Genomic DNA, 24,250 nt, shown 5'->3' with positions numbered 1-24,250 from the left:
ATCCAACTAAATATTCTTGTTTTCTTGTGGATTTGTTTGAATTTTAAATAACCATTCAACAAAAGTCAATAGTTAAATAACCAAATTCGTCTAAGTTATTAATAATACTTTCTACTTTAAACGATTTTTTTCTACCTAGTTATTTTAGAATAACTAGGTATATCTCCAAATACACATAATCAGATCAATTCAAAGTAAACATAAAATCCCCCTCACAGCTCGACGCCATGAAGGGGTGTAAACATTCTATTTCATTAATTCCTCAACAAATTCAACTGGTACATATGTTTTTGTTGGTTCTAATAAAGCTGGTGCAACTTTAAAATAACGAAGTGCTTTATTATAGCCATATTGTTTTTGATCACGTGTAATTGTATAAGATAATGCGCCTTTAGAGATAATAGCGCCTTTTCCTGTTGATTCTACTTTAAAGCCTAACTCTTCGGCAATTAAACGTAGTGGTACCATTTTAGTACCGTCCACCTCATAAAAGTCATTGTTCATAATTTCCTGTACAGCAGCTATAGACGGATCCGTTTCACCAGGATCAACTTCACCTGGTACCTGTTCAATCGAATCTAAAACAACGACTTTTGTCGGAGGTGTTTGTGCTGGGATACTCATTGTTGTGATTGTGTAGAACACTAGTAAATGTTGTTCTGCTAAATCTTCAGCCTTTACTTTCTTACCAGATTGGCTAAGTAATTCTGTTTCTTTTCCAACATTTAGTTTTAAATTGTTATCAGTATTTACTAATTCCTTATTGAAGAAGTCTACTTCAACAGATCCCATTTCTTTTGTTTCAACAATAATTACCTCTGGGGTATATTGCGGTGGATAGATCGTAATCATTGGCTTATTTGCATATGAGTAAGCCATTACTTTATCACCTTTTTGTAGTTTAACTTCTTTTCCAGTATTATCGAAAACTAGTGTATCGTCATTTACGACAAAAACATTTGTGTTTTCATCTTGTTTAACAGTGTAATAAGTTGCATCCTCACGTTTTTCAACATTGTCAATTGTTCCAGCTATTTTAACAAAAATAGGTTGAACTTGTGGATTTTGCTCATTATTATCAGTAGAGTTCGTCACAACCGTTTCTCCTTCGCTTGCGAATGCAGTTGGAGCCACAACAGCGCCCCCGATTAATAATGCTGACATAGCAAATGGTACGACTTTCGTCATTTTCATAAAAAAGCATCTCCTTCATTTCACGAATTCATAGTAGTAGTCGAATTGAAAAGAAAAAGGTTACAACATTGCCAATATTTTTTTATCATGTCACTAAAAAGCCGTGATTCTTACTCCTAAAAGAATCACGGCTTTGAGTATGTTGTTCATTCTCACTAATCGCGGGTATTTGTTTCTCTTCCGCGGGTATTCCACCATTCGTGGGTATTTGCCTTTCTTCCGCGGGTATTCCACCATTCGCGGGTATTTGCCTTTCTTCCTCGGGTATTCCACTCTCATTCGCGGGTATTCGCCTCTCTTCCGCGGGTATTCCACTCTCATTCGCGGGTATTTACCTCTCTTCCGCGGGTATTCCACGCTCATTCGTGGGTATTTGCCTCTCTTCCGCGGGTATTCCACTCTCATTCGCGGGTATTTGCCTCTCTTCCGCGGGTATTCCACTCTCTTCCGCGGGTATTGAGCTTAGTCAGTTGTTAATTTTAATCCAGACATATATTTTTAGAACATGAATTGAAGTAGATGAAGTATACGCTGTAAAAAGTATTCATGCTCATTTTGTTTTTTTCGTATAACCAAAGCTTTATCAGGGAGATCCGTAATGACTCCATTGACATTTTTCCTAATAAATTCGTGTAACGATCGTTCTTTATTTAATGTCCAGACAAACAAATCAATTTTTTGTTGCTTCAGTTCTGAGATTAGCTGATCAGTTACCCAAGCTTCCTCAAGAGAAATAAAATCTACTGTTTCATCCATCGGCCCAATATTTAAAGCATAGACAATTCCAACACGTAAATTCGGTGCCAATTTTTTTAATTGCGACATCATTTGTGGATCTGCAGATTGCACATAATACCTATCGAGAACTTTATAAGCCTTAAGTTTTTTTACTAATTTAGGTAATACATCTTCCGTCTCTTTACCATGAACTTTCAATTCAATTAGTAAGGAAACATTTAGGGCTTTTGCTATTTCAATAAAATCATCTAAAGATGAAATTTTGTCGTTAAAGCCATTTGCATGAATCGTTAACGTTTTTAATTCACCGAGTGTCATGTTGGCGATAACACCATTTTTACCTGTAAGTCTTCTTAACGATCGATCATGAAATACAACGAATTGTCCATCTACCGTTTGCTGAATATCTACCTCGATTAAGTCTGCACCAGCACTTGCTGCGCTTACAAGACCACTTATCGTATTTTCCACATTCCCCTCCGTATAGCCACGATGAGCAATAATTTTAGTATCTGGTGCATAGACACTTTTCTCTAACGAAATAACATTCATCACACTTAAGACGATGAAAACAACCAAAACGATGAAAGACAACGGTTTATAACGCCTTCTTTTATATTTAGGTGTCAACCAAGACTTACCTAAAACAGGTGTATTAAAAGTAAAAGTTACCATAACTTGTGCAAACATTGCTTGCAGTAAACTAAATAATATGATGAAGACCAGTTCTAAAAAAGCGAGAGTAATCCCCGCTGTGACAAGTGCTGTACTCGGCATCAAACGCTCCAAAATATATAATGGCAGAGTACCTATAAAGCTAATTCCAAGCATTACAAGTAAATGAACCGTAACAAGCAAAGCTAATATTCCGATGAGTTCCAGCAAGCCTCGAGATGAAAAACGCCAACTCTTTATTAATGAACGCACGAATGATATTTTGGGCTGGGTTGTAAAGATCGGAAATACCAAAATGCTACGTACCCCCACTATTATTAATATAACGACAACAACAGCATATAATAAACGTCCCGAGCGACTGCTCATTATTTCATCTGTCAAAAAATGTGGAATGGACATTACTTGAGTTACCGTTAGTGGAAATAAAACTAAAAATAAAGGCAATAAGAGTGCAAGATAAATAAAGAAAATAATAACCTGAAAACTAAAAAAAGAAAAAACCTTACGATTAAGTTGCTGCCAAATGTGTAGAAATCGATAACGAATTCCCCGTTGTTGATAAAAGGCCATTAAAAAAAGAAAGCCCATTTCATAATAAACAAATAGCAATATGAGCATCATCAAAAGAATGATCATCGAGATAACAAAGGGATGCACCATAAAACTTTGAATATTCTCCTCGGTAATATGTGTGTAACCCGTTATACGTAGCATTAGTTTAAATACGATAGCTGTCAAAGGAACAATTAATAAAAACTGAAATAACTTAATCATTGCGAAAACCTGTAAATAATCGGCGCGATACATATAAATATTGTAGACGGCTCTTCGCATTACTTGTCCCGCTTTGTGCATATACTCACCCCAGTCATACCTATCGTATCCCCTATCTTAAGCAACTTTACGATTTTTATAAGCACTTTTATACCATATGTTAAACCATTTATTTCAAATTATTTTCCGCTCTATAAATACAATTTGTTCCATATAATATGCATGGAAAAATGATAAGATTTCTGTATTTATAGTGTCTATAAACATTTTCTTGAAACTTTTTTATACGTAACACAGTAAATAATAAAATCAATACAATTTAAGGAGGCAAATAATTATGAGACAAACAATGTTTAACCTTGGAGATATTATTAGCACAACCGTCATTCTTATAATTTTCTTCTCCGTTTTTTTCGTGATGATTAATATGATCAAAAAAATGAAATCGACCGCTCCAATGCCTCCTCAAGGAACTCTACAGCAAAAGGTAGATCATTTAACAACACTGGAGCATCAAGTGAAAAATTTATCCGATAGACAGTAACTCCTAATAAGGGAATAGTATCTTTTGGCTTCATAAGAGCTAATTCCTTGCTATTTTGTTGAACTCAAAAACGCTGTAAAGGTTTATTCTTTACAGCGTTTTTCATAAACAATACGGCCATCCACAACCGTATTTGCGACTTTTACTTGTGGTATATTTTCAATATTTATCGTAAAAAGATCTTCTTCTAGAATAGTGAAGTCTGCTGTATAGCCCTTCTCGATCTTCCCTCGAACATGGTCTTGAGCTATTATTTGTGCAGCTCCTATAGTATAGAGTTGTACTGCCTCAAAGCGGGAAATTTTCTCCTCTGGACCGTACCCACGATGAGATTCTCCAAAGTTCCGTCTTGTTACTGCAGCATAAATACCAAATAAAGGATTTGGCACTTCAATCGGAGCATCACTGCCACCTGCAACAACTAATCCACGATCTAGCAACGATTTTAATGGATGCAAGCCTTTTGCTCGTTCCTCCCCTAGCCTAGCTAGTTCTGCTGCATACTCTCCCTGCACAAATTGCGGTTGCATATCCACCGCGACAGGCAATGCAGCAAGCTTTTCTAAAATACCGCTATCGACCAGGCTACAATGAATTACACGATCTAATTGACCTTCGCAAGGCGGATAGGCGGCAAATACGTCTAAAATTGTTTCTATGGCTAAATCACCAATGGCATGCACTGCCACTGTGTGTCCATATTTACGTGCTAGTTGAACATATTCCTCTAATTGATTTGTTGAGTGTACAAGCATTCCATAATTACCTGGCTCATCATAGTACGGTTCACGTAGGGCAGCAGTACGTCCTCCAAAGGCACCATCGATAAAGATCTTCATTGCACCAAACTCTAAATAGGAAGAAGATGTTTCTTCCATCTTAGCAACTTCCTCAAATACTGCGTGGTGTTGTAATAAATGAACTTTAAACGATTGCTTGGACTCGACGATCTTTCGAAAAGCATTTATTGGTTGAGATGGTAGTCCATAATAGCTTAAATCCTCAGAATGACCACCTACTAAGCCATATGATTGTAAGGATCTTACTGCTTTCTCAAGAGCATCCTCGATATACTCAGGTGTAATATGAGGCATATGGTTAACAATCATATATAATGCTGCATCCTTTAAAACCCCTGTTAGTTGTCCATCCACCTTATCAATTACGCCACCGTCGGGTGATGGTGTGTCCTTTGTAATTCCCGCAAATGCAAGTGCTTTGGAATTAGCCAAGATTAAATGATGACAGCTACGCTTAATAACTAAATGAGCTTCTCCTAAAGTATCAATCTCCGCTAAAGTTGGGAAAATAGGATCTTTAAATTGTGTCTCATTAAGACCTATCGCAATCACCCATTCAGCAGGAGAAACTTCTAACATCCGTTCACCGATAATGGCTAGTAGTTCATCTTTACTTTTGACGTTCGATACATCAATATGCTTTAATTTCTCCCCATAGCCAATAATATGTAAATGACTATCAACAAACCCTGGATACATCACATTTCCTTGTAAGTATTGAATAGAAGTAGCTTGTGGCGACAAGCTCTCTACCGAGCCTGTCGCCACAATTTTACCATCTTCTACAAGAACTGCTTCAACTGTTTCGTCAACTTGTGCCATCGTGTAGATTTTTCCACCTGTCCATAACGTCGCCAAAACAATCCCTCCTATGCCATCGCTTCTAATCAATTATGCCTCGACATAATTGCGTCCGGAATCAGCCTTGTGCTTAGGCCTGACGGATGCAGGTCAGTTAGCCATTATCGCATGGATACGATGATTTTAGGCTAACATCCTCTGTGAACTCCTTACGACTTCGTGACATCCGCCGGAGGCATTAGACCAACGTAATGTTGGTCCCTCAGTCGTGTGTTGTTGCTGTCGCTTCGCTTTCGCACAGTTAAAACCGTGTTGCTGTCGCTTCGCTTTCGCACAGATAAATTGCCACAGGACGTGGCGTTCTTAGACTGAGTTCCTCTGTTCAGCGGGTGTTTGGATCCCGCTGAAAGAAATTAAATGAGCTCGCTCTAGTCGGCGACGAACAATTACACCAAACCATGCTGCCAGAACAGCTTTCACAATACCTGCAACAATAAATGGCGCCACTCCACCCATAAATGCGGCTGTCCAAGATAAATCTCCGACGATTTTTAACCAAGTCGCCCCAAATGCCAACGTTACAACCATCCCAATAATATTAGCAATAATTGCGTGGACAAACGTAATACCAAATTTATCTAAGTATAGCCCCATAATAATTGCTGTGAAAAGGAAGCCAACGATATAGCCACCTGTTGGACCAATTAAAATAGCAATACCACCCGACATACCTGTAAATACCGGGATGCTTGCAGCACCAAGTAAAATATAAAGCAGTACCGATAAAGTACCAACTCTTGTCCCTAAAATTGTTACGACTAAGCCAACTGCTAATGTTTGTCCTGTAATTGGAATAAGTGGAAGCGGAATATTTACTTGTGCAAGAACAGCAATAATCGCTGCACCAAATGCCGCTAACACATAATTATAGGTACTACTCTTTTTCAAACTAAACTGCCTCCCCTTGTACGTTAACTCATGTTGTAAATAAGTTAACACAAAGATAAAGCAAATGAAAACTGTTGTCAATCTATTTCGAAAAATTACTATAGTGAACTAGCAATCCCCTTCAACAAATTACCAAAGCGGATCGTTGATAGGATCATCCTCTTGTAAATCGAAAACATATGGTGCTAATAGACGATAATAAATAATAATACTAGGTAAATAGAAAATGATTCCGATCGTAATATTCGAAAAAACAAATTGCATGAAAACCATAAATGGAAACGGAAACGTTAAAATACCACTCATTTGCATCGATTTTTTAGTGCGATATTGTTTTTTCCCACAATAAGGACATTCGAGCTGTCCATTTTTCCGGTACATTTTTCGAGCATGCTTTCCTGACCAAGTTTCCCCACACTCAATGCACACTGGTAGGCCATATCCTTTTTTTATTAACACCCATTTAATAAAAAAAGCAATCCCCACCATAAAGCTAAAAACTAATATACCTCTTACTAAGTCATATTGTAAAAATGTCCATATACTCCATGTATCTGTTTCTTGCTGTAAGCTTGTTGCCTGATGTCTTCCTGAATTTTTATTCTGTGATAATAAATAACTAAAACCAATGACAAAAAGCGTAAACGTTGCTAGCACCACGCGATATTGCCACGGACTACTTCTTCTTTGTTTCGTTTTACTACGAGCTTTCTGGGCAATCATTCGTTTTTTTTCATCTGTAAGCTTTACGTCTTGAAGTTCTTGTAGCACATCTTCTTTAAATTGATTCATGGCGTAACACCTCCCAATCATAATCTCCGATTGCTGTTGCAAGCTGCTTTCTTGCACGTTGTAATCTTGTACGTATGGTCGCTTCTGGACAACATACAAGCTGTGCAATTTCTACTGTCGTCATATCTTCAAAATAATAGAGAATCAATACTTCCCTATAGGCCACAGATAATGTAAACAGAGCTTCCACTAGCTCTCGTTTTGTGGACTTAGCAAGAAATTCTTTTTCAGGCGTGACTGTCGTTGTACGCCCTGTTATTTTTTCAAAGAGTGTCAGTCGTTTACTTTTCCAGCTCCGCAAATAATCATGGCTTCGATTGACCGTCATTTTTACTAAATATGTACGTAATGATGATTCTTGACGAAATTGCTCTTGCTTTTGATAAAAGGCGATAAACACATCCTGCACAATGTCCTCAGCTGTTGCTTCATTTTTCACATATAAATAAGCAACCTTTAGTAAATAATCACCGTGCTCTGCAATAATTTTTTCTATTTCCATTGTTGTCCTCACCTTCTTTCTAAACTACTGACGGACGCCGCTTCATTTCCGATTCACTTTTATTTAAAATTTTTCAAAAGAAAAGAATCTGCAAAACTCCAACGATTATTCGTTGAATGTAGCAGATCCTTAATCAATTATGCCTCGTCAGTAACATGAGGGCCGACAAGACGTCGGTCATTTCGGTCGGAGTTCCACTATTTCAACGGGAGTTTGGACATCCGCATTCATCTCACAAGATTAAATCAATCATTAGCCATCATGTGATTTGTTAAGTTACGATTTCCGCATCACTGTAATGATCAAAAACAGTAATTTGGTTACGACCATTGCGCTTGGACGTATAAAGTGCTGTATCCGCATTTTGGATCAGCTCCTCGACAGTGGCAATCTGGCCTTGTTTATTCGTACTTACGCCAATACTAAATTCCAACTGAACGGTCTCATCATTGATTGTTAAGGACAGAGAGTTTAATGATTGATAAAGATCTTCCGTCATCGTTTGAAGAGATTCGCCTTTCTGTAATTGACAAAGCACAATAAACTCATCCCCGCCAAAACGGCCAACGATTGACTCAAATGACTGGAAATAGTCTTTTAATGTCGTGGCAGTAATCGTTAAAGCATCATCACCAAATAAATGACCATTTGTATCATTAATTTCTTTAAAATGATCTAAATCAATCATCAGTAATGCTAATTGCTGATTTTCTTCTGCAGCTTTCTCCAGCATCTTTTCTGCATTCTCATCAAAATAACGTCGATTATAAATATTCGTTAATGGATCAATGTAAGAAGTTTTTTCAAGTTGTTTCTTCTGGTCATTGTACTCCATCTCAAATAATAAATGTGTATAATTTTCCCTTTGAATTTCTAGTAAAATGTCAATATATTCCTTTTGTATCGCGCACAATACAATTTTATTACCTTGCTTTTCTATTAGCTGTACTAAAGAATTATAAATCGTTTGAAGCATTGATAAATCATTATTTTGTAAGGCATAATATTTTGACTTTTGATACAAATCGATGGCCTCACCAATGCGTCCCTGCTTTTCACACAGTAATGCATAGGCATTCATAACCTCTAATTGTAACTTGGAATAAGGTGGTTTCTGAATCATCGCCAGCAGTTCTTGCAATAATTCATCCGCTTCTTCAAACTCCTCCAACCAAATTTGAGCGACAGCTAAGTTTATTTTTGAATACATAATCCCTGTATACGGATTTTCATGTTTGGTCTCAAAAAAATTAGCATAGTACAAGCTCTTTAATGCAAAATCCTTCGCTATTTGGTAATTTCCAAAAGAGTTTTCTAAGTCGCTTAAATTATTATAAATTTTCCCTATACTTTCTATATGTTGAACACGTTCGGCAATCTTTAGGCCCTTGACCAAAAATTCTTTTGATTTTTTTAAATGGCCAAATGTCCCCCAATAGACTGCCGCTAAAATATAATGATGGATTAAATCGATATCATCGCCATATTGAAAGGTTAATTCACGATATTGTTCAAGCACACTAATGGAAACCTGTAAATCACCTGTTTGAAAATAGCTTGCACAACGAAAACGTAATAAACGGATTGCTTTTTTATGCATACCAAGCGTAATAGCGCTTTCAATTGCGGCGCTACTTAATTCAATATATTCTATAAAGCGATTCGCTTCATACAATTCATTTAGAGTAATCCATAATTCTTCAAACTCCTGTGTGTTCATACCGCCCCTCCTTATGTTAACCCCTACTTCTTTAATACTATCTTTATGTGCATTATATTACAATTCCTCAGACTCATTTATTTTCAATTTTATGAGTAAATTTAACCTCAAAATTCCATTTCATGATTCATTTCTCCTAAAAAAAATGTAATCCCTCTGTCATAATGACACTTTTTATATGGAGAAATGTAGGACAGTATAAAAACTATAATTTCCTGACATATAAAAAACAAGCCCCTTCTTTAGAGAGACTTGAAGAATGTTAGAAAAACTATAATCTATGTAGATCATCACCATAACGTTGTTTGGTTTCTGTCCCTACTGTCGCTTCGCTATCGCGTAAAGCAAAGCTTCCTGTGCGCGTCCAGGCTTCCCTTCAATGAGATACTTTCCAATATTAAATAACTGGATGAAGGCGCTTTTTCACTTTCTATCTGATTCAATCAACACCTGCGATAAGCAAGTGGAAGTACCAACTCCTACAAATAGCAACACTTTTGTTATTGGGTAACTTACTATTGGAACTGATGAAATTGCTAAAACAAACAATAGTTATATACATACTATACAGCTTTTTACATACAAGAAAAAGCGTTTATTTTGAAGATTTTTCAATACCTATTATCCTCTTTAACAATAATGTGTGATACCACTATTTTTTTATTAATTGTCATATTCCCGCTTTAGAAAAATATTTTGCTCATAGCTATTTAAGTAGGCGAGACGCAAAAAATGCGCTGCATGTTTCATCCATCATTTTTTCAAGTTTGCTGCACATTTCCCTTTACACTACCGTATTGACATTGGATCATCCTCCAATGTTAGGATGAATTCAGGAGGTGCTCACATGCATATCAAACAATTTGCAGCTAAGTATAATTTATCTACTGATACTTTACGCTACTATGAAAAAGAAGGATTACTAAATCCAAGTAAACAGGATAACGGCTATCGCGTGTATGATGTCACTTGTGAACAGACAATAAAATTTATTTTAGTATTAAAACAGGTTGGCTTTACATTACAAGAAATCAAACAGCTTCTGTTACTAGAGCAAAAGCCTACTTCAGATTCCTGCAATCAAGAGACCGTGCAGCTATTCTCAGCAAAGATCGCACATATTGAACAGCAGCTATTTTTTTATCAGCAGGCACTACAATCCATACAGCTCACTCAAACATTAATGGCCGAAGGAAAATATGCTGAAAATAAGTTGGTCATCGGCTCTCTGATCGAGGATATGTATAATAAATTACAAGAAGGAAGTGTTCATCATGAAACTACGTAAAATTATTTCATTGGAATATTTAATAGCATTTTTAGTAACTGTATTTTTTTATTGGCATTTTGAATTTTCGTTCCTTTATTTTGTACTACTTTTATTACTACCTGATATAACGATGTTAGGCTACATAATTTACACTAAAGTCGGCGCAATTTTTTACAATATTGGCCATAGTTTAGTCCTGCCAGCCATTCTCTTGATGATAGGCTTTGTCACTGTATCATCACCACTACTAATGGCCTCGATAATTTGGCTAGCTCATATATTTTTAGATCGTACACTGGGCTATGGTTTAAAATATGATGTTGCCTTTACTAAAACTCATTTGCAACAAATAGCTTAAGATCGTATCGGCGGCAAACGGCGTTCGTGTTTTATCAGCGATGTCAATGTTCTTCTGGCGTTCCGGCTCTTTTATCAGCGATGTTCACTGTTTTATCAGCGGTTCTGACTCTTTTATCAGCGATGAGCGTCTCTAGCGGTCATAGCCCTGTATGCTACAGGAAAAACGCAATTAGCTATTATATTTGCCCTACTCATCATCATTAATCAGATTTTATTGTCTGTTTTTCATCAACGTTAAAAAATCCACTTTTCTTCAAAGTGGATTTTCCTCATTTTAAATAAGTCGCTTAATCTTCGTTTCATATAACGCAACAATTAGTATGCCACCTAGTATAGGGGTTAATGAGCTAAAGTTGAAATAAAAACCTCCATCATTGTATTGTCCGAAGAAATGAAATTGTAGCCATGGAACACCGTATGTTTCACCTACACCGTATAAAAAAACTGTGCTAAATAAAAACAATGCGAGACATTTGATAAATTCATTTCTTTTCATTACAATTCACCTCATTTAACGATGGTCATTTGTTTTGCGTATGCTAATAGGTCTTCTTTTGTGAGTTTAGGATTTTCGCTTAGAATATTATATTGATTTCCATTTTCTTGCCAACTAATAGTTAGGATATCACCCAACTTCATAAATGTACCTTTTTGATTTCGCACTTCAATAGGCTCTTCACCTGGAATATCACCCATTTCTGTATCATCCTCAACCGCTTTCAAGAGAGATACTGAAAATGCTGGTTGTTGATCTTGTGAATATTCGAATGCAAACTCTGAGCGATCTTTTATCTTCATTTCTTGTATATTCGATATTTCTAAACCATTTTCTTCAGGAACCATTAAAAATTCACCAAACTGTTCTTTTACTCCATCCAGTGTTACTGACTCAGGTTCAGCCCCACTCACTTCCTCCACCTTTACATCTTTTGGTATATCGAGAATGAATTGTGCATCGTCAATTTTTGCGCTTTCATCCATTTTCGTATATTCAGTCGTTGTTTTGTTGCCTGCATTGTTCGTTGTCATTTTTAATGTCAGCCACGTTTTTTTATCTACCCATACCTCCATATCGCCAAACAATGTATTATCTTTTTTGGCTTTGGCGACAAGTTTGTACGTATCTCTCCCTGCAATTTTCTCCTCGCCTGACATCGAAACATCGTGGGTATCTTTTACCAAATCAAACATCTTTTCTGCCTGTTCTCTAGGGGACGGAAAAGATTCCAAACCATCCTCAGAGATATCTATTTTAAAAGCGCTTTTTGCTTTTACATTGTAAGAAATGATTTCCGAGCCATTGTTGACCGAAATAATATGCTCCCCTTTATCACTTGTAACCTCAACACGACGTTTCCCATCTTTTGTCCACTCTTTGACTTGAGCTTTTCCACCAACCTCGCCCATATCCATTGTGTATTCAGCGTAATAAGCAAGTGATTCTTGCGTTTCCTGTAAAGCATGATCAATAATTTCTTGCGGTGAATATGCTCCTTCTGTATTACAACCTACTAAGCTAAATGTTAATGCGGCAACTAACCCTGCTGCACGTAATGATTTTTTCCAATTCATTATAAATTCTCTCCTTTAAATGGTGGCAACCAGCAAAGTACAGCTGTTCCAGAGCCTTCTTGCGATACCAGCTCGACTGTCCCACCATGCTTTTCTATTATTTGTTTGGCAATATTTAATCCTAGTCCAGAACCACGCTCGCCAACTTTTGTTCGCGCTGAATCTGCTTGGTACATGGGCTCGAATAACTTCTCAATATCCTCTTTCTTTACACCTTGCCCGCTATTTTGCAAGATGATATACATACCTTCTTGCTTTTTCAGAGCTGGCGGTACAAATTCAAAGCACCATAGCGGACACTCTCCAGCATTCACAGCTGCTAAACCAATCGTTGTCCCTACTGCTCCGTAGCGCCAAGCATTACTCATTAAATTGTCGATCACCCGTTGAAGCTGCTTCGGATGCACAGCATACACGCCTTCTATGTCACAAGTGACTTCAAGCATAAATCCTCGATCCTTGCATAATTGCTCATAATCAGATAGAGCCATTTCAAAAAACTCAGCCCCATCTACTACAACAAGTTCTAAATGATAGCTTGTAGATTGCAATAAAGTGAACATTAGTAAATCCTCTAACATATGCTTCATCGTTTCAGACTTTGTTAAAATAATTTGTCGGTACTCGTCTTGCTGTTCCTCTGATAACGCCTTGCTTTGTAAAGACTCGGCATATGCTTGAATCGCTGTAAGAGGCGTTTTCAAATCATGGGAAATACTTGCAATCATTAGCTCCTTTTGCTGTTGTTCAACTTTTAAATGAACACGCGCAGTTTCAATTTCGTCCTGCATAGCAAGAAAAGTGTGAGCAAGTTCTCCAATTTCATCTTTTCTCTCCACTAAATTCGATTCAACATGCTCCCCCTTTGCAAAAGCACGCATTTGGCGCATCAGTTCTTGTAACGGTCGATTTAATTTACGATTAAGCAGCATCAAAACGGCACAATAAATAAGGAGGAATAATAATATAGAGCTAGCTATCACAAGCCAAGAACGACTTTCTACACCTTTTACCCAATCTGTCCTAACTAATTGAATTTCATAAACACCAAGCAATTCCCCATCTTCATAAACAGGTTCTTTATAAGTAAAGGCATTGTAGTTTTGCTTTAGTTCATATAAACCTTTAAATATATTATTTTTAGATTCAAACCCCGAATTCAATGGATTGGAGGAATATAAAACAAGACCTGATTTCGAGTAAAGTGTAATGGCCAGCTGATCATTCGATAGTGCTTCAATTTCTTGTATAGCTGCACTTTTTTTATAATGCACAGGATTATCAAGAACTGATTTCACCTGATTAAGCTCCGTCGTTTTTTCGAAATATTCAGCAACGCTTTTATCTTGATAATAGGCATTAATCCACACATAAAGGCTATATGCACCTGTGATCGGTAACACCATCACGATAAAAAAAGTGATAAGTAACCATGTTTTAATTTTCATAGCGGTTCACCAATAAAGCGATAGCCCTTGCCCCAAACCGTCTGTATAAAATACGGGGTTTTGACAGGGTCTTTTAACTTTTCTCGTAGCGCCTTTATATGTACTGTGACTGTATGTGTTTCATCTACGCTCATCTGTTGCCAAATATGCTGGTAGAGCTCTTCTTTCGAAAAAGTTTGACTTGGATTTTTCGCAAGTAGTTTTAATAGAGCGAATTCCTTTTGTGTTAAGGCAAGTTCTTCATCATAAAGACGCACTGTTTCCTTTTGCCAATCAATGTTTAATCCTTGTACAAAGGATGTTACATCTTCAGCGATTTCTTTTTTCGTATAACGTTTCCAGCGACGCAAGTGTGAGGCTACACGTGCCTTTAACTCCTCTAAGCTAAACGGTTTCGCAATATAATCATCAGCGCCCTGCAAGCCCTCAACCTTATCTGCCTCTTCCTTACGCGCACTCATCATTAAAATAGGAACATCACTTTCCCAACGAATATTCTGGCAAACTGTAAGTCCATCCATCTCCGGTAACATCCAATCGACTAACACTAAATCGAATGTATCTGCCTGAAAATCAGCTAGCCCTTCTAGTCCCGTTGTTGCCCAAGTAATTTGGTAACCCTCTTGCTCAAGCGTATCCTTCACAATACGTCCAATCGCCGTATCATCCTCTATCAGTAATAGCTTTTCTTTCATCTATTTTCCTCCTGCACTAACCTTACTATGTAAAAAGACATTTTTTCTGAACTTTATACTTTCTTTATAATTACCATAGATCTGGCTATTCGTCACTTTTCGATTTTTTTCTGACGTTAAGTGTGAACAAACCGTCTGCTGCATTTCTTTCCGTCGTTTTGCCTGGTATATCCGTCACTTGGGCCATTTCTATTCGTCGCTCTACCTATCCGATCAATCAAATAAAAAAAGGAATGCACGCAATTTGTGCATTCCCTCATTATGTTAGAAAAATAAACTTAATATAAAGTAAATAGCTGCAGCCATGACTGCGGAAATTGGCATTGTGATTACCCATGTTGTCACAATTTTTCGTGCCATGCCCCATTTAACACCTTTTACACGGTGCGCTGTTCCAACACCCATGATGGATGAAGAAATAACATGAGTTGTAGATACAGGTAGATGAATTAATGTCGCACCGAAAATGATAGAAGCAGAGGCAAGGTCAGCTGCAACGCCATTGACTGGACGGATTTTCATAATTTTGCCGCCAACTGTTTTGATGATTTTATAACCACCTACAGATGTACCAAGACCCATCGCACATGCTGCAGCAAAACGTACCCAGAAAGGAATATCATCTGTATGATGCAAGCCTCCTGCGATTAAAGCGAGTGTAATGATCCCCATCGCCTTTTGTGCATCGTTTGTACCGTGCGTAAACGATTGTAAAGCTGCTGTACCAATTTGCATTGTCCGGAAGCCTTTATTCGTTCGATATAAATTCATATCCTTAAATAATAATTTAAATAGAGACATCATTAAGAAACCAGCTGCGAACGCAAGTAATGGTGAGAAAATAAGCGCCTGAATGATTTTTATAAAACCGCTATAGTTCAATATATTAAAGCCCGCCGCAGCAATTGCAGCACCTGCCACAGAGCCGATTAAAGTATGCGATGAACTTGACGGAATACCAAAGTACCAAGTGATCAAATTCCATGTGATTGCTGATAATAATGCCGCTAAAATAACGACAGAACCTGTAGTATCTCCATTAAAAGCATTTAAGCTGAACGGGTCAACAATATCTTTTGTTAATGCTTTCGCTACCCCAACGAATGTAATAGCTCCGATGAAGTTCATAAGTGCAGCCATGTATATTGCTGTACGTGGCTTTAATGCCCTTGTTGATACAGAAGTTGCTATCGCATTGGCCGTATCATGGAAGCCGTTAATAAAATCGAATACAAGTGCAAATATAACGACTAATATTGTTATCAGTAATATCGTATCCATTTCGTACACTCCATCTTACGCGTTACGCATAATTATTGTTTCAATTGTATTTGCTACTGTTTGACAGTAGTCTGCAATATCTTCAAATTGTTCATATATACTCTTGAACACGATGAGGCGCATTGGATCTTTTTCTTGAATAAATAATTGCTTCATAGACGAGCGGAAAATTTCATCACATTCACGCTCATAATCCTTAATTTGAATAGCATGTTTTCGCATTTCAACAAGCTTTTTACTATTTAACAGCTCCATTGCTTGAACCATTTCATCTGTACTTTTTGCAATATATGTTAAGAATTGGCGCATTGGGTCTGTCACTTCTGTTAAATTGTACATATCAAAATGTGCAATACAACCTTCCATACCATCAATAACATCATCTAATTTATTGGCAAGTGATAAAATATCTTCACGCTCGATCGGAGTCATAAATGATTTATTGAGCATAACGATCAGCTCATGAATTAATTTATCACCACTTGTCTCATATCGCTTCATTGTGTCTGCGATTTCTTTTAATGAATCTATATTTTCAATACGTGCGTTATGAGCGTAATAAATACCTTCTTTAACGTTTTTAGAAATGTTTAATAATGCTTTAAAAAATGGATCTTGCTTGTTTGAGTTGAACATCATGTTCCTCCTGTTGAATGAATATTGTCGATTTCTGCAATCATCATAACAAAACTTTCACATAATTCTACAACTTTTTAAACATAAACGAGTTGAATTTACAAAAATGTAATATAAAATTTGCCACAATTATTTTAAGGTGCTTTTCCAAGTTGAAAACGTTGGAAACTCGATAACAAAAATTATCGATATTTCTTCAAATATTACCGTTATTTCTTTTATTTTTATAAAAATACTTGAAAAAACTTTTTTTCTTGCAATTTTTTCATCGTTATCAATGTTAAGGAATTGTAAACGCTATTTACATTCTATTAAACCTTTGCTGTCGCTACGCTTTCGCCTAGAAAATGACCTCAGGACGTGGTGTTCTTAGACTGAATTCCTCTATTTCAGTGGATATCCAAGCACTCCGGTGAAAGAAGTTAAAAAAGTAAAACTGCATTGTCAATTATGACAATTCACAGTATGGTTATAAGAATAGAGTAACTTACACAATATGCGTTATAGAAGGGTGTGCGTATTATACATATGGACATTGATTTACTTTCGCTTGCAATACTTTTAGTACTTGGCTTTATCGCATCTTTTTTAAATGCGATTGTCGGTGGCGGAGGATTAATTTCGTTACCTGCGCTTATGGCTGTTGGTTTACCCCCAAGTACAGCGATTGCCACAAACAAACTCGCTAATACAATTAGCAATGGGACTAGCATGTTAACTTTTTTACGAGCTGGCAAAGTTGATGTAAAAAAGAATGGGAAAATAATACCTTTCATTTTTATTGGTTCATTCATTGGCGCATATACTGTGCATCTCGTATCACCATCTATTTTAAAGCCTCTAATGCTTGTTATGCTCGTCCTTGTTACAGCTTATACAGTTTTCAAAAAAGATTGGGGGCAGCAACCAGAAGAGCGATCATTAAGTACTGTGAAGAAAATAGCTTTTGTTGGTGCTTTTACTGCTGTAGGCTTTTACGATGGTTTCTTCGGTCCTGGCACTGGCTCTTTTTTTATTTTCATTTTATTAATGATGGGAAATGATTTTTTGCAGGCTGCAGGAAATGCAAAAGCCTTTAATTTCACATCAAATTTAGCTGCACTTGCTATGTTTTTACTATTAGGAAAAGTTAACTTTTTATACGGTCTACCGATGGGCTTTGTCATGATTTTTGGAGCGATTATGGGTTCAAAATTTGCGCTGAAACGTGGAACAAAAATGATGCGGATTATTTTTATCATTATGACTTGTACATTAATTGTCAAAAATGCATGGGATTTTTTTAGTATTCATTAAAATGGGTCACATTATTACATGTGGTTGATTTCCGTTCCGACTGGGCACTTTGTTGTCGCTGCCGCTTCGCTTTCGCACAGAAAAACAATTGTTGCTGTCGCTCCGCTTTCGCACAGAAAAACAATTGTTGCTGCCGCTTCGCTTTCGCACAGAATACATTTGTCGCTGCCGCTTCGCTTTCGAAAACATTCGTCGCTAATGTTGATCAAGAAGGCTTATCATGGGATGAAATGAGCCATTATGTTCAGTTTTAAAAAATCACTTAAGGAAAATACGATTGATTTCATTGACAACATTTATCAGTCAATTGACAAAATTTATTTGCGTGCTATAATACTTTTGGGCTTCACCGCATTGAAGCGGAGAAGTCCTACTAGGAATACTAGGAGGATTAGCATGTTTCGAATTGAAGCAAAGAGTAACCCTCGATTTATCGAGGCAAGCTTTATCATACTTTTAATTATCGCCATGATGGCATTAAGTATTTGGTATTTAAAGGCGACACCCCATATACCTATTTTTCTAATTATTTCACTTTTGCTTGCTTATGGATTACTAAAAAAAGTTCCGTTTCGTGAGCTAGAAGCTGGTATGATCGCTGGTGCAAGTGCTGGACTTGGAGCCGTTTTTATTTTCTTCTTTATTGGTATTTTAATTTCGAGTTGGATTATGGGTGGTACAATTCCAACACTTATCTACTATGGCTTTTTAACAGTTTCTCCAAGCTTTTTCTTTGCAATCGTATTTTTGATTTGCAGTATCGTTGGTGTTTCAGTTGGTAGTTCTTTAACTACTGTTGCGACAGTGGGCGTTGCGTTTATGGGGATCGCTGGTGCAATGGATATTTCTTTAGCTATAACCGCTGGTGCGATTGTTTCCGGAGCTTTCTTTGGTGATAAAATGTCTCCCCTATCAGATACAACAAATCTGGCATCTGGTACAGTTGGTGTAGATCTGTTCGAGCATATTAAAAATATGGGTTGGACAACAATTCCAGCTTTCGTTATCTCATTCGTTCTTTATGCAATTATTTCGCCAACAGAAGCAAATACTTCATTTGAAACTGTTGAGCAATTTAAAGAGGGATTACTGTCAACTGGACTTATTCATTGGTATACATTATTGCCAATTGTTGTTCTTGTTATTATGACTTTTTATAAAGCACCTGCACTTATCACACTCGCAGTAGTCTCAGTTATTGGCGTTGGTCTTGCCTACATACAAGAACCAATTGCTCTATCGAATGTCTTTAAAATTCTTTTTGAAGGCTATGTATCTAGTACTGGATTTAAAGACATAGATGCATTACTGACTCGTGGTGGTATGAACAATATGTTCTTTACCATTGCTTTAGTCTTATTAGCCTTAACAATGGGCGGTCTATTATTTACACTCGGCATTATTCAAAGTATTTTAGGGAAAGTTGAGAGCTTCTTTAAGAGCGCTGGCTCAGTTATTACAGGAGCCGCTATTACAGGAATTGGTATCAACACATTAATTGGGGAGCAATATTTATCCATCTTATTAACTGGTGAAGCATTTAAAGCACAATTTGCTAAGGTTGGACTTGCCCCCAAAAATCTATCCCGTGTGATGGAGGATGCAGGTACTGTAGTCAATCCTCTTGTTCCGTGGAGTGTGTGTGGTATGTTCATTGCTAGTGTGCTAGATATCCCGACAACGTCTTACCTGCCATTTACCTTCTTCTGTCTTCTCGGACCCATTTTGACAATCATCTTTGGTTGGAGTGGTAAAACATTAACAAAGCTTGAAAAATAAAATTAGTAGCTGATGAATATATCAGCTACCTTTTTTTGTGACGTTGATGAGCCAGCGTTGCTTTGAAAATAACTTACCATTATCAGGAGACTATGTATCAATGCAAAATAATAAAAAGAGTATGTTTTGAAGGAATGGTTCAAAACATACTCTAATTTTATCCTGTCTTCTTACGTAAAACTTAATCTGTTTTAGTCATTTTCCTTTGCGGATAAAAACTCTTCTATCGCCTGTTTGTTCTTATCTAAGTCAATATCCAAGACTTCCCCAACGTCCACGCGTTTATCTTCATAAGAATCTGCGGTAGGAATTCGTAAAGTGTCCATACTGTTAGATTTTCCATTGACAATCCCTTTTCCAATTGTAAGGATTGTTTTATTATCAACGTTTGTATCCACATAGGAATCTACAACGCCCAGTATTTTCGGCAAATTCATGAAGCTTGAAACACCGATTTGTTCTTTCACCTTAGTCAAAACCTCTTGCTGGCGTTCCACTCGCCCAAAATCACTTAAACGATCGTGGCGGAAACGTACATAGCCTAATAACTCATTTCCGTGTAAAGTTTGTTCTCCGGGATGTAATGTCATACCAATTCCATGTGACATTTCATAAGGAATATCAACCTCTATCCCATCTGGTGCTAAAAGATCTATAATTTTAGGGAATCCTTTAAAATCCACTAGAGCATAGTAATTAACATCGATATCGAAATTTTGCTTAATTGTTTTCCTTACAAGTTCAGGACCTCCAATAGCAAATGCAGCATTTATTTTATCCATTCCATGATCCGGGATGTCGACATACGTATCCCTCATAATAGAAATCAGTTTTACCTTATTTGTCGTTTGATCGTAGTGCGCAATCATTAAAGTATCTGATCGACCATCCTCGTCTCTAGCGTCACTTCCCATTAACAGTACATTAATCTGACCAAATTGCACATCCGCACCTTCAAATGGGTCAAATGCATTCTCGCTATCTTTCAAGTGACTATCTTCTGCCATAGCCAATCCGCTATTGTATTGATACACCGAATAAATAATCCCTGCTACGAGTATTATTGCAAATGCTAAGAACAAATTTCTTAGCCATTTACGGCTCTTTTTGCTTCTTCTCATAAATAAATCCACCTATCACTTAAGTTTAAGTTAATTTTTTAATAATGCCTTTGAAGTTAGTTGTACAGCTATTGCATCGTCTAAATAACCAATAGGAAATAAATAATCCGGTATTACATCTACTGGGATAATAAAATATAATAATGCGCTTCCGATTATTGTTAGTTCAAAAAGTGTCCCTTTCCCAGAGGCAAATTTAGCATACAACTCTTTTAATTTGCTTATAAATGGACCAATGCTACCTACACTCTTAATTTTTTCATCAAAATCCTTTAGTATCGAATTTTTACCTTCCTCTGTTTGCGCATAGAGTCCATAGCTTTCTAGTTTCTGTTCAACATTTGCCACTGAAAATTCATCATCATAAACTTTCGAAGACTTGAGAAAAGCTTGTATTGCATCAACAGACGTATGGATATCTGAATCTGACTCTTCTTGTCTCTGTTCAATTTGGTATCCTGCTGCTTCAAAAAGATTGATTAAAGGAACCTCAAGACAGTCGGCAAATTTTTCTAAATGTTGTGGTGTCGCTTTTCTCTTTCCATTAATGATGCGTGAGATCGTAGCTGTGTCGATTCCAGTTTGTTCACTAAACTTCCGCATAGATAATGAACGCTCTTTCAATAACTCCCTCAGCAATGAACCAAGAGTATTACTATTTATCTGTTCAGCCATTTTCGATTCTCCCTTCTTTCCGTGAATAACGTGACGTAACGCAATTGTCTAATATGAAATTACCATTCTCAAAAAGTGTATAATTCCGTTGACATTTTGTCAACAACTAAGTCAGAAGAATGCGCCAAAAGCGACTATTAACAAAATAACTCCGCTAATAATTGTTCCAAATTGTCCTAGAGTAAATGAACCGATTCGGACATCTGCTACTTTACTTCCTAACAGAACCCCTAACCAAACAGTAATAAAACTCCCAATTGCAGCAGATATTGAGATGACAAGCGGGGAAAGACCGAGTAAACCTGCACCTACCCCATTCGTAAGTGCATTCGCTGATAAAGCGATGCCAAGTAGTACAGCTTCTCCCCATCCAATTTCTCCAGACTTATTAAACTGAGCTTCCTCAGGATTTCTTAAAATATCCTGAACAGTATTTGACTGAATCTCATAGTTACTCTCCTCTGTTGAAATTTCTTGTTTCCGAGGTTTAGCCAAAAGGATAATCCGAATTCCGATGATAAATAATAATAACGCTCCAATTATCACAGGAAGCATACCTGGAAGAATTTTAGAGAGCCAAACGCCAAATGAGATGCCTCCCATACTCATTAGAAAACAAATAATCGAGATTAATATATTTTTATCAAATCGAACATTTATCTTCCGAATCCCGTAAGACAGTCCGACACCCAAATTATCAATGCTAGATGAAAAAGTAAAAGCAACGATCATCAACCAATTCATTCAACCACTTCCCTTATTTTTTCTATAGCATATTATTTATGTTGACAAATGGTGCCTAATTGTCTAAAAAATGTTGACAAAAAATCAACACTGCTTAGTAACACCATGAAATACTGCTCGGTCAAAGTCTTGAATAGACAGTCGAGATGAATGGATAGACCGCTCTAAATCGTGGATAGATAGTCAATATTCATGGATAGAACACTCAAATTCGTGGATAGAAGTCAAAGTCGATGGATTAACCGCTCTAATTCTTTGGATAGTAAGTCAATATTCATGGATAAAACGCTCTATTTCGTGGTTAGATAGTCAATATTCATGGATAGAACACTCAAATTCGTGGATAGAAGTCAAAGTCGATGGATTGACCGCTCTAATTCTTTGGATAGAAAGTCATTATTCATGGATAAAACGCTCTATTTCGTGGTTAGATAGTCAATATTCATGGATAGCCCTCTATTTCGTGGTTAGAAAGTCAATATTCATGGATAAAACGCTCTATTTCGTGGTTAGATAGTCAATATTCATGGATAGAACACTCAAATTCGTGGATTGAAGTCAAAGTCGATGGATTGACCGCTCTATTTCGTGGATAGATAGTCAATATTCATGGATAGATCCCCCTAATTCGTGGAAAGAAAGTTAAAAGACTAATCAAAATGTGAATTAAATCAACAATTTAATTAGTCTTTTAATAAATCTTATTAACTTATACTATAATACCCATCTCTTTTCCAATTTTTTTAATTTTATATATGACTGTATTGAGCTGTTCTATTGTATGTGTGGCCATCACTGTTATCCGCAATCGGCTTGACCCTTTTGGCACGGTTGGTGGCCGAATTGCTGGTATAAAGACTCCTTCTTCCATTAGTTTCTCAGAAAACTGCATAGCTTCATGGGAATCACCAATATGAAGAGAAATAATTGGCGTTTCTCCTTTCCTAACTACAAAACCGGATTCCTCCAATTTCAAACGTAAATACATTGCATTATTTAATAATTGTTCCCTTCGTTCGGGTTCATTTTGAATAATGGAAAGCCCTTCTCGTGCTGCTTCAATCGCGCTTGGAGATAAACCAGTTTGGAAAATAAATGATCTAGCGTTATTCAGTAAATAGTTTTTCGCTATTGAAGACGTCGCCACAAAGCCTCCCTCTGCACCAATCGCTTTACTCAATGTGCCTACTGTAAAATCGATCTCCTCTTTCAATCCAAAATAATCAGCAGTACCACGACCATCACTTCCTAAGACACCTGTCACATGCGCATCATCAATCATGATGTAAGCATTGTATTTCTTTGCTAACGCAACTATTTCGGGTAGTGGAGCAATATCACCATCCATACTAAAGACGCCATCCGTCACAATTAACTTCTTTCCATCTCCACGTGATTGCCTCAATTTATACTCTAAATCCACCATATCCGCATGTTCATACACAATTGTTTTTGCTCGACTAAGTCGACAACCATCGATAATACTCGCATGATTCCAGGCATCAGAAAATATAAAATCCCCTGCCTTCATCACACTCGAAATCACTCCAATGTTCGCTAAATAACCACTGCTAAAAACAATAGCAGCTTCCGTTTTTTTAAAATCCGCAATTTCAGCTTCAAGTTGTTCATGAATGTCAAAATTTCCGGTAGTTAATCTCGAACCACCAGCTCCTGTACCGTATTTATTAATACCTTCAGCTGCTTTTTTTCTCAACCGAAAATCTGTTGCAAGGCCTAAATAGTTATTAGATGAAAAAAGCAGGAATTTCTCACCATTTACGATGACCTCACACTCATTTCCATTTGAAAACGAACGTAACTTCCTGGTCAATCCTTTCTCTTCTATTAATTGTAGTTCCCGTTGAAACCAATGATCCAT

23 protein-coding genes are annotated in these 24,250 nt (G+C 36.9%); 5 read left to right on the top strand and 18 right to left on the bottom strand.

Annotated features, from left to right (window positions below):
* Nucleotides 1-246: 246 nt before the first annotated feature.
* Together MWJ95_RS02920 and MWJ95_RS02915 are read right to left on the bottom strand one after the other, a co-directional pair.
* Nucleotides 247-1,194, bottom strand: coding sequence for a stalk domain-containing protein (locus MWJ95_RS02920; protein ID WP_249072204.1), 948 nt, complete (start codon nt 1,192-1,194; stop codon nt 247-249).
* 498 nt (nt 1,195-1,692) lie between these two features.
* Nucleotides 1,693-3,465, bottom strand: a complete 1,773-nt coding sequence (locus tag MWJ95_RS02915; protein WP_249104111.1) for a glycerophosphoryl diester phosphodiesterase membrane domain-containing protein — start codon at nt 3,463-3,465, stop codon at nt 1,693-1,695.
* A gap of 256 nt (nt 3,466-3,721) precedes the next feature.
* Here MWJ95_RS02915 and MWJ95_RS02910 point away from each other — a divergent pair, with 256 nt between their 5' ends.
* Nucleotides 3,722-3,928, top strand: coding sequence for a FeoB-associated Cys-rich membrane protein (locus MWJ95_RS02910; RefSeq protein ID WP_249072200.1), 207 nt, complete (start codon nt 3,722-3,724; stop codon nt 3,926-3,928).
* A gap of 83 nt (nt 3,929-4,011) precedes the next feature.
* Here the strand turns inward: MWJ95_RS02910 and MWJ95_RS02905 are convergent, their stop codons facing one another.
* The 5 genes from MWJ95_RS02905 to MWJ95_RS02885 all read right to left on the bottom strand — a co-directional run bounded on the left by MWJ95_RS02905 (nt 4,012) and on the right by MWJ95_RS02885 (nt 9,491).
* Nucleotides 4,012-5,586 (bottom strand): amidohydrolase, encoded by a 1,575-nt coding sequence (locus tag MWJ95_RS02905; RefSeq protein ID WP_249104108.1) that lies wholly within the window; start codon nt 5,584-5,586, stop codon nt 4,012-4,014.
* A 306-nt stretch (nt 5,587-5,892) separates the two neighbouring features.
* Complete coding sequence (locus tag MWJ95_RS02900; RefSeq protein WP_249072196.1) at nt 5,893-6,477, bottom strand: biotin transporter BioY; 585 nt, start codon at nt 6,475-6,477, stop codon at nt 5,893-5,895.
* A gap of 129 nt (nt 6,478-6,606) precedes the next feature.
* Nucleotides 6,607-7,269, bottom strand: coding sequence for a TIGR04104 family putative zinc finger protein (locus tag MWJ95_RS02895; RefSeq protein WP_249104105.1), 663 nt, complete (start codon nt 7,267-7,269; stop codon nt 6,607-6,609).
* On the bottom strand, nt 7,256-7,771 hold the full coding sequence (locus MWJ95_RS02890) for a sigma-70 family RNA polymerase sigma factor (protein ID WP_134021435.1): 516 nt from the start codon (nt 7,769-7,771) through the stop codon (nt 7,256-7,258). The genes MWJ95_RS02895 and MWJ95_RS02890 overlap by 14 nt, the downstream gene beginning before the upstream one ends.
* A 271-nt stretch (nt 7,772-8,042) precedes the next feature.
* Entirely contained in the window at nt 8,043-9,491 is a 1,449-nt protein-coding gene (locus tag MWJ95_RS02885; RefSeq protein WP_249072191.1) for a tetratricopeptide repeat-containing diguanylate cyclase, read from the bottom strand.
* Nucleotides 9,492-10,338: 847 nt separating this feature from the next.
* Here MWJ95_RS02885 and MWJ95_RS02880 point away from each other — a divergent pair.
* Together MWJ95_RS02880 and MWJ95_RS02875 are read left to right on the top strand one after the other, a co-directional pair.
* Nucleotides 10,339-10,779 carry a MerR family transcriptional regulator gene (locus tag MWJ95_RS02880; RefSeq protein WP_249104102.1) on the top strand — a complete coding sequence of 147 codons (441 nt, stop codon included), beginning with the start codon at nt 10,339-10,341 and terminating at the stop codon, nt 10,777-10,779.
* Nucleotides 10,766-11,119, top strand: coding sequence for a DUF4260 domain-containing protein (locus MWJ95_RS02875; protein ID WP_249104099.1), 354 nt, complete (start codon nt 10,766-10,768; stop codon nt 11,117-11,119). The genes MWJ95_RS02880 and MWJ95_RS02875 overlap by 14 nt, the downstream gene beginning before the upstream one ends.
* A gap of 276 nt (nt 11,120-11,395) precedes the next feature.
* Here the strand turns inward: MWJ95_RS02875 and MWJ95_RS02870 are convergent, their stop codons facing one another.
* The 6 genes from MWJ95_RS02870 to MWJ95_RS02845 form a co-directional block, all read right to left on the bottom strand.
* A complete protein-coding gene (locus tag MWJ95_RS02870) occupies nt 11,396-11,617 on the bottom strand; it encodes a hypothetical protein (RefSeq protein ID WP_249072187.1) in 222 nt (73 codons plus the stop codon).
* Nucleotides 11,618-11,628: 11 nt separating this feature from the next.
* Complete coding sequence (locus tag MWJ95_RS02865) at nt 11,629-12,693, bottom strand: LolA family protein (protein WP_249104097.1); 1,065 nt, start codon at nt 12,691-12,693, stop codon at nt 11,629-11,631.
* A complete protein-coding gene (locus tag MWJ95_RS02860) occupies nt 12,693-14,141 on the bottom strand; it encodes a HAMP domain-containing sensor histidine kinase (RefSeq protein ID WP_249104095.1) in 1,449 nt (482 codons plus the stop codon). The genes MWJ95_RS02865 and MWJ95_RS02860 overlap by 1 nt, the downstream gene beginning before the upstream one ends.
* Nucleotides 14,138-14,836: a response regulator transcription factor gene (locus tag MWJ95_RS02855; protein ID WP_249072180.1), complete on the bottom strand. Its 699-nt coding sequence runs from the start codon at nt 14,834-14,836 to the stop codon at nt 14,138-14,140. Before MWJ95_RS02855 ends, MWJ95_RS02860 begins: the two co-directional genes overlap by 4 nt.
* Nucleotides 14,837-15,100: 264 nt before the next feature.
* Nucleotides 15,101-16,117 carry an inorganic phosphate transporter gene (locus MWJ95_RS02850; RefSeq protein ID WP_249072179.1) on the bottom strand — a complete coding sequence of 339 codons (1,017 nt, stop codon included), beginning with the start codon at nt 16,115-16,117 and terminating at the stop codon, nt 15,101-15,103.
* Nucleotides 16,118-16,132: 15 nt separating this feature from the next.
* Nucleotides 16,133-16,753: a DUF47 domain-containing protein gene (locus MWJ95_RS02845; protein WP_249072177.1), complete on the bottom strand. Its 621-nt coding sequence runs from the start codon at nt 16,751-16,753 to the stop codon at nt 16,133-16,135.
* A gap of 528 nt (nt 16,754-17,281) precedes the next feature.
* Here MWJ95_RS02845 and MWJ95_RS02840 point away from each other — a divergent pair.
* Nucleotides 17,282-18,049, top strand: a complete 768-nt coding sequence (locus MWJ95_RS02840; RefSeq protein WP_249104520.1) for a sulfite exporter TauE/SafE family protein — start codon at nt 17,282-17,284, stop codon at nt 18,047-18,049.
* 14 nt (nt 18,050-18,063) lie between these two features.
* On the opposite strand, the gene MWJ95_RS02835 is transcribed toward MWJ95_RS02840, so the two are convergent.
* Nucleotides 18,064-18,258 (bottom strand): hypothetical protein, encoded by a 195-nt coding sequence (locus tag MWJ95_RS02835; RefSeq protein ID WP_249104093.1) that lies wholly within the window; start codon nt 18,256-18,258, stop codon nt 18,064-18,066.
* Nucleotides 18,259-18,445: 187 nt separating this feature from the next.
* Here MWJ95_RS02835 and nhaC point away from each other — a divergent pair, with 187 nt between their 5' ends.
* Nucleotides 18,446-19,828 carry a Na+/H+ antiporter NhaC gene (gene nhaC / locus MWJ95_RS02830; protein WP_249104091.1) on the top strand — a complete coding sequence of 461 codons (1,383 nt, stop codon included), beginning with the start codon at nt 18,446-18,448 and terminating at the stop codon, nt 19,826-19,828.
* A gap of 191 nt (nt 19,829-20,019) precedes the next feature.
* On the opposite strand, the gene MWJ95_RS02825 is transcribed toward nhaC, so the two are convergent.
* The 4 genes from MWJ95_RS02825 to bioF form a co-directional block, all read right to left on the bottom strand.
* A complete protein-coding gene (locus tag MWJ95_RS02825) occupies nt 20,020-20,949 on the bottom strand; it encodes an LCP family protein (RefSeq protein ID WP_249072169.1) in 930 nt (309 codons plus the stop codon).
* Nucleotides 20,950-20,979: 30 nt separating this feature from the next.
* The gene (locus tag MWJ95_RS02820) at nt 20,980-21,624 is read right to left on the bottom strand and encodes a helix-turn-helix domain-containing protein (RefSeq protein ID WP_249104088.1); all 645 of its coding nucleotides are present in this window, start codon (nt 21,622-21,624) and stop codon (nt 20,980-20,982) included.
* Between the two features lie 111 nt (nt 21,625-21,735).
* Nucleotides 21,736-22,368 (bottom strand): sporulation membrane protein YtaF, encoded by a 633-nt coding sequence (gene ytaF / locus MWJ95_RS02815; RefSeq protein WP_249104087.1) that lies wholly within the window; start codon nt 22,366-22,368, stop codon nt 21,736-21,738.
* Between the two features lie 709 nt (nt 22,369-23,077).
* Nucleotides 23,078-24,250, bottom strand: coding sequence for an 8-amino-7-oxononanoate synthase (gene bioF, locus MWJ95_RS02810; RefSeq protein ID WP_249104084.1), 1,173 nt, complete (start codon nt 24,248-24,250; stop codon nt 23,078-23,080).

The organism is Lysinibacillus sp. Bpr_S20 (genome assembly GCF_023337835.1).
Lineage (GTDB): Bacteria > Bacillota > Bacilli > Bacillales_A > Planococcaceae > Lysinibacillus.
The sequence above is the reverse complement of the archived record's forward strand: the minus strand, read 5'-3'. Positions and strand labels throughout refer to the sequence as shown.

Bases quoted from the DNA above. Each gene is read 5' to 3' on its own strand.
- MWJ95_RS02920 (WP_249072204.1), bottom strand. From the start codon at position 1,194: ATGAAAATGACGAAAGTCGTACCATTTGCTATGTCAGCATTATTAATC.
- MWJ95_RS02915 (WP_249104111.1), bottom strand. From the start codon at position 3,465: ATGCACAAAGCGGGACAAGTAATGCGAAGAGCCGTCTACAATATTTAT.
- MWJ95_RS02910 (WP_249072200.1), top strand. From the start codon at position 3,722: ATGAGACAAACAATGTTTAACCTTGGAGATATTATTAGCACAACCGTC.
- MWJ95_RS02895 (WP_249104105.1), bottom strand. From the start codon at position 7,269: ATGAATCAATTTAAAGAAGATGTGCTACAAGAACTTCAAGACGTAAAG.
- MWJ95_RS02890 (WP_134021435.1), bottom strand. From the start codon at position 7,771: ATGGAAATAGAAAAAATTATTGCAGAGCACGGTGATTATTTACTAAAG.
- MWJ95_RS02885 (WP_249072191.1), bottom strand. From the start codon at position 9,491: ATGAACACACAGGAGTTTGAAGAATTATGGATTACTCTAAATGAATTG.
- MWJ95_RS02880 (WP_249104102.1), top strand. From the start codon at position 10,339: ATGCATATCAAACAATTTGCAGCTAAGTATAATTTATCTACTGATACT.
- MWJ95_RS02875 (WP_249104099.1), top strand. From the start codon at position 10,766: ATGAAACTACGTAAAATTATTTCATTGGAATATTTAATAGCATTTTTA.
- MWJ95_RS02870 (WP_249072187.1), bottom strand. From the start codon at position 11,617: ATGAAAAGAAATGAATTTATCAAATGTCTCGCATTGTTTTTATTTAGC.
- MWJ95_RS02865 (WP_249104097.1), bottom strand. From the start codon at position 12,693: ATGAATTGGAAAAAATCATTACGTGCAGCAGGGTTAGTTGCCGCATTA.
- MWJ95_RS02860 (WP_249104095.1), bottom strand. From the start codon at position 14,141: ATGAAAATTAAAACATGGTTACTTATCACTTTTTTTATCGTGATGGTG.
- MWJ95_RS02855 (WP_249072180.1), bottom strand. From the start codon at position 14,836: ATGAAAGAAAAGCTATTACTGATAGAGGATGATACGGCGATTGGACGT.
- MWJ95_RS02850 (WP_249072179.1), bottom strand. From the start codon at position 16,117: ATGGATACGATATTACTGATAACAATATTAGTCGTTATATTTGCACTT.
- MWJ95_RS02845 (WP_249072177.1), bottom strand. From the start codon at position 16,753: ATGTTCAACTCAAACAAGCAAGATCCATTTTTTAAAGCATTATTAAAC.
- MWJ95_RS02840 (WP_249104520.1), top strand. From the start codon at position 17,282: ATGGACATTGATTTACTTTCGCTTGCAATACTTTTAGTACTTGGCTTT.
- nhaC (WP_249104091.1), top strand. From the start codon at position 18,446: ATGTTTCGAATTGAAGCAAAGAGTAACCCTCGATTTATCGAGGCAAGC.
- MWJ95_RS02825 (WP_249072169.1), bottom strand. From the start codon at position 20,949: ATGAGAAGAAGCAAAAAGAGCCGTAAATGGCTAAGAAATTTGTTCTTA.
- MWJ95_RS02820 (WP_249104088.1), bottom strand. From the start codon at position 21,624: ATGGCTGAACAGATAAATAGTAATACTCTTGGTTCATTGCTGAGGGAG.
- ytaF (WP_249104087.1), bottom strand. From the start codon at position 22,368: ATGAATTGGTTGATGATCGTTGCTTTTACTTTTTCATCTAGCATTGAT.
- bioF (WP_249104084.1), bottom strand. From the start codon at position 24,250: ATGGATCATTGGTTTCAACGGGAACTACAATTAATAGAAGAGAAAGGA.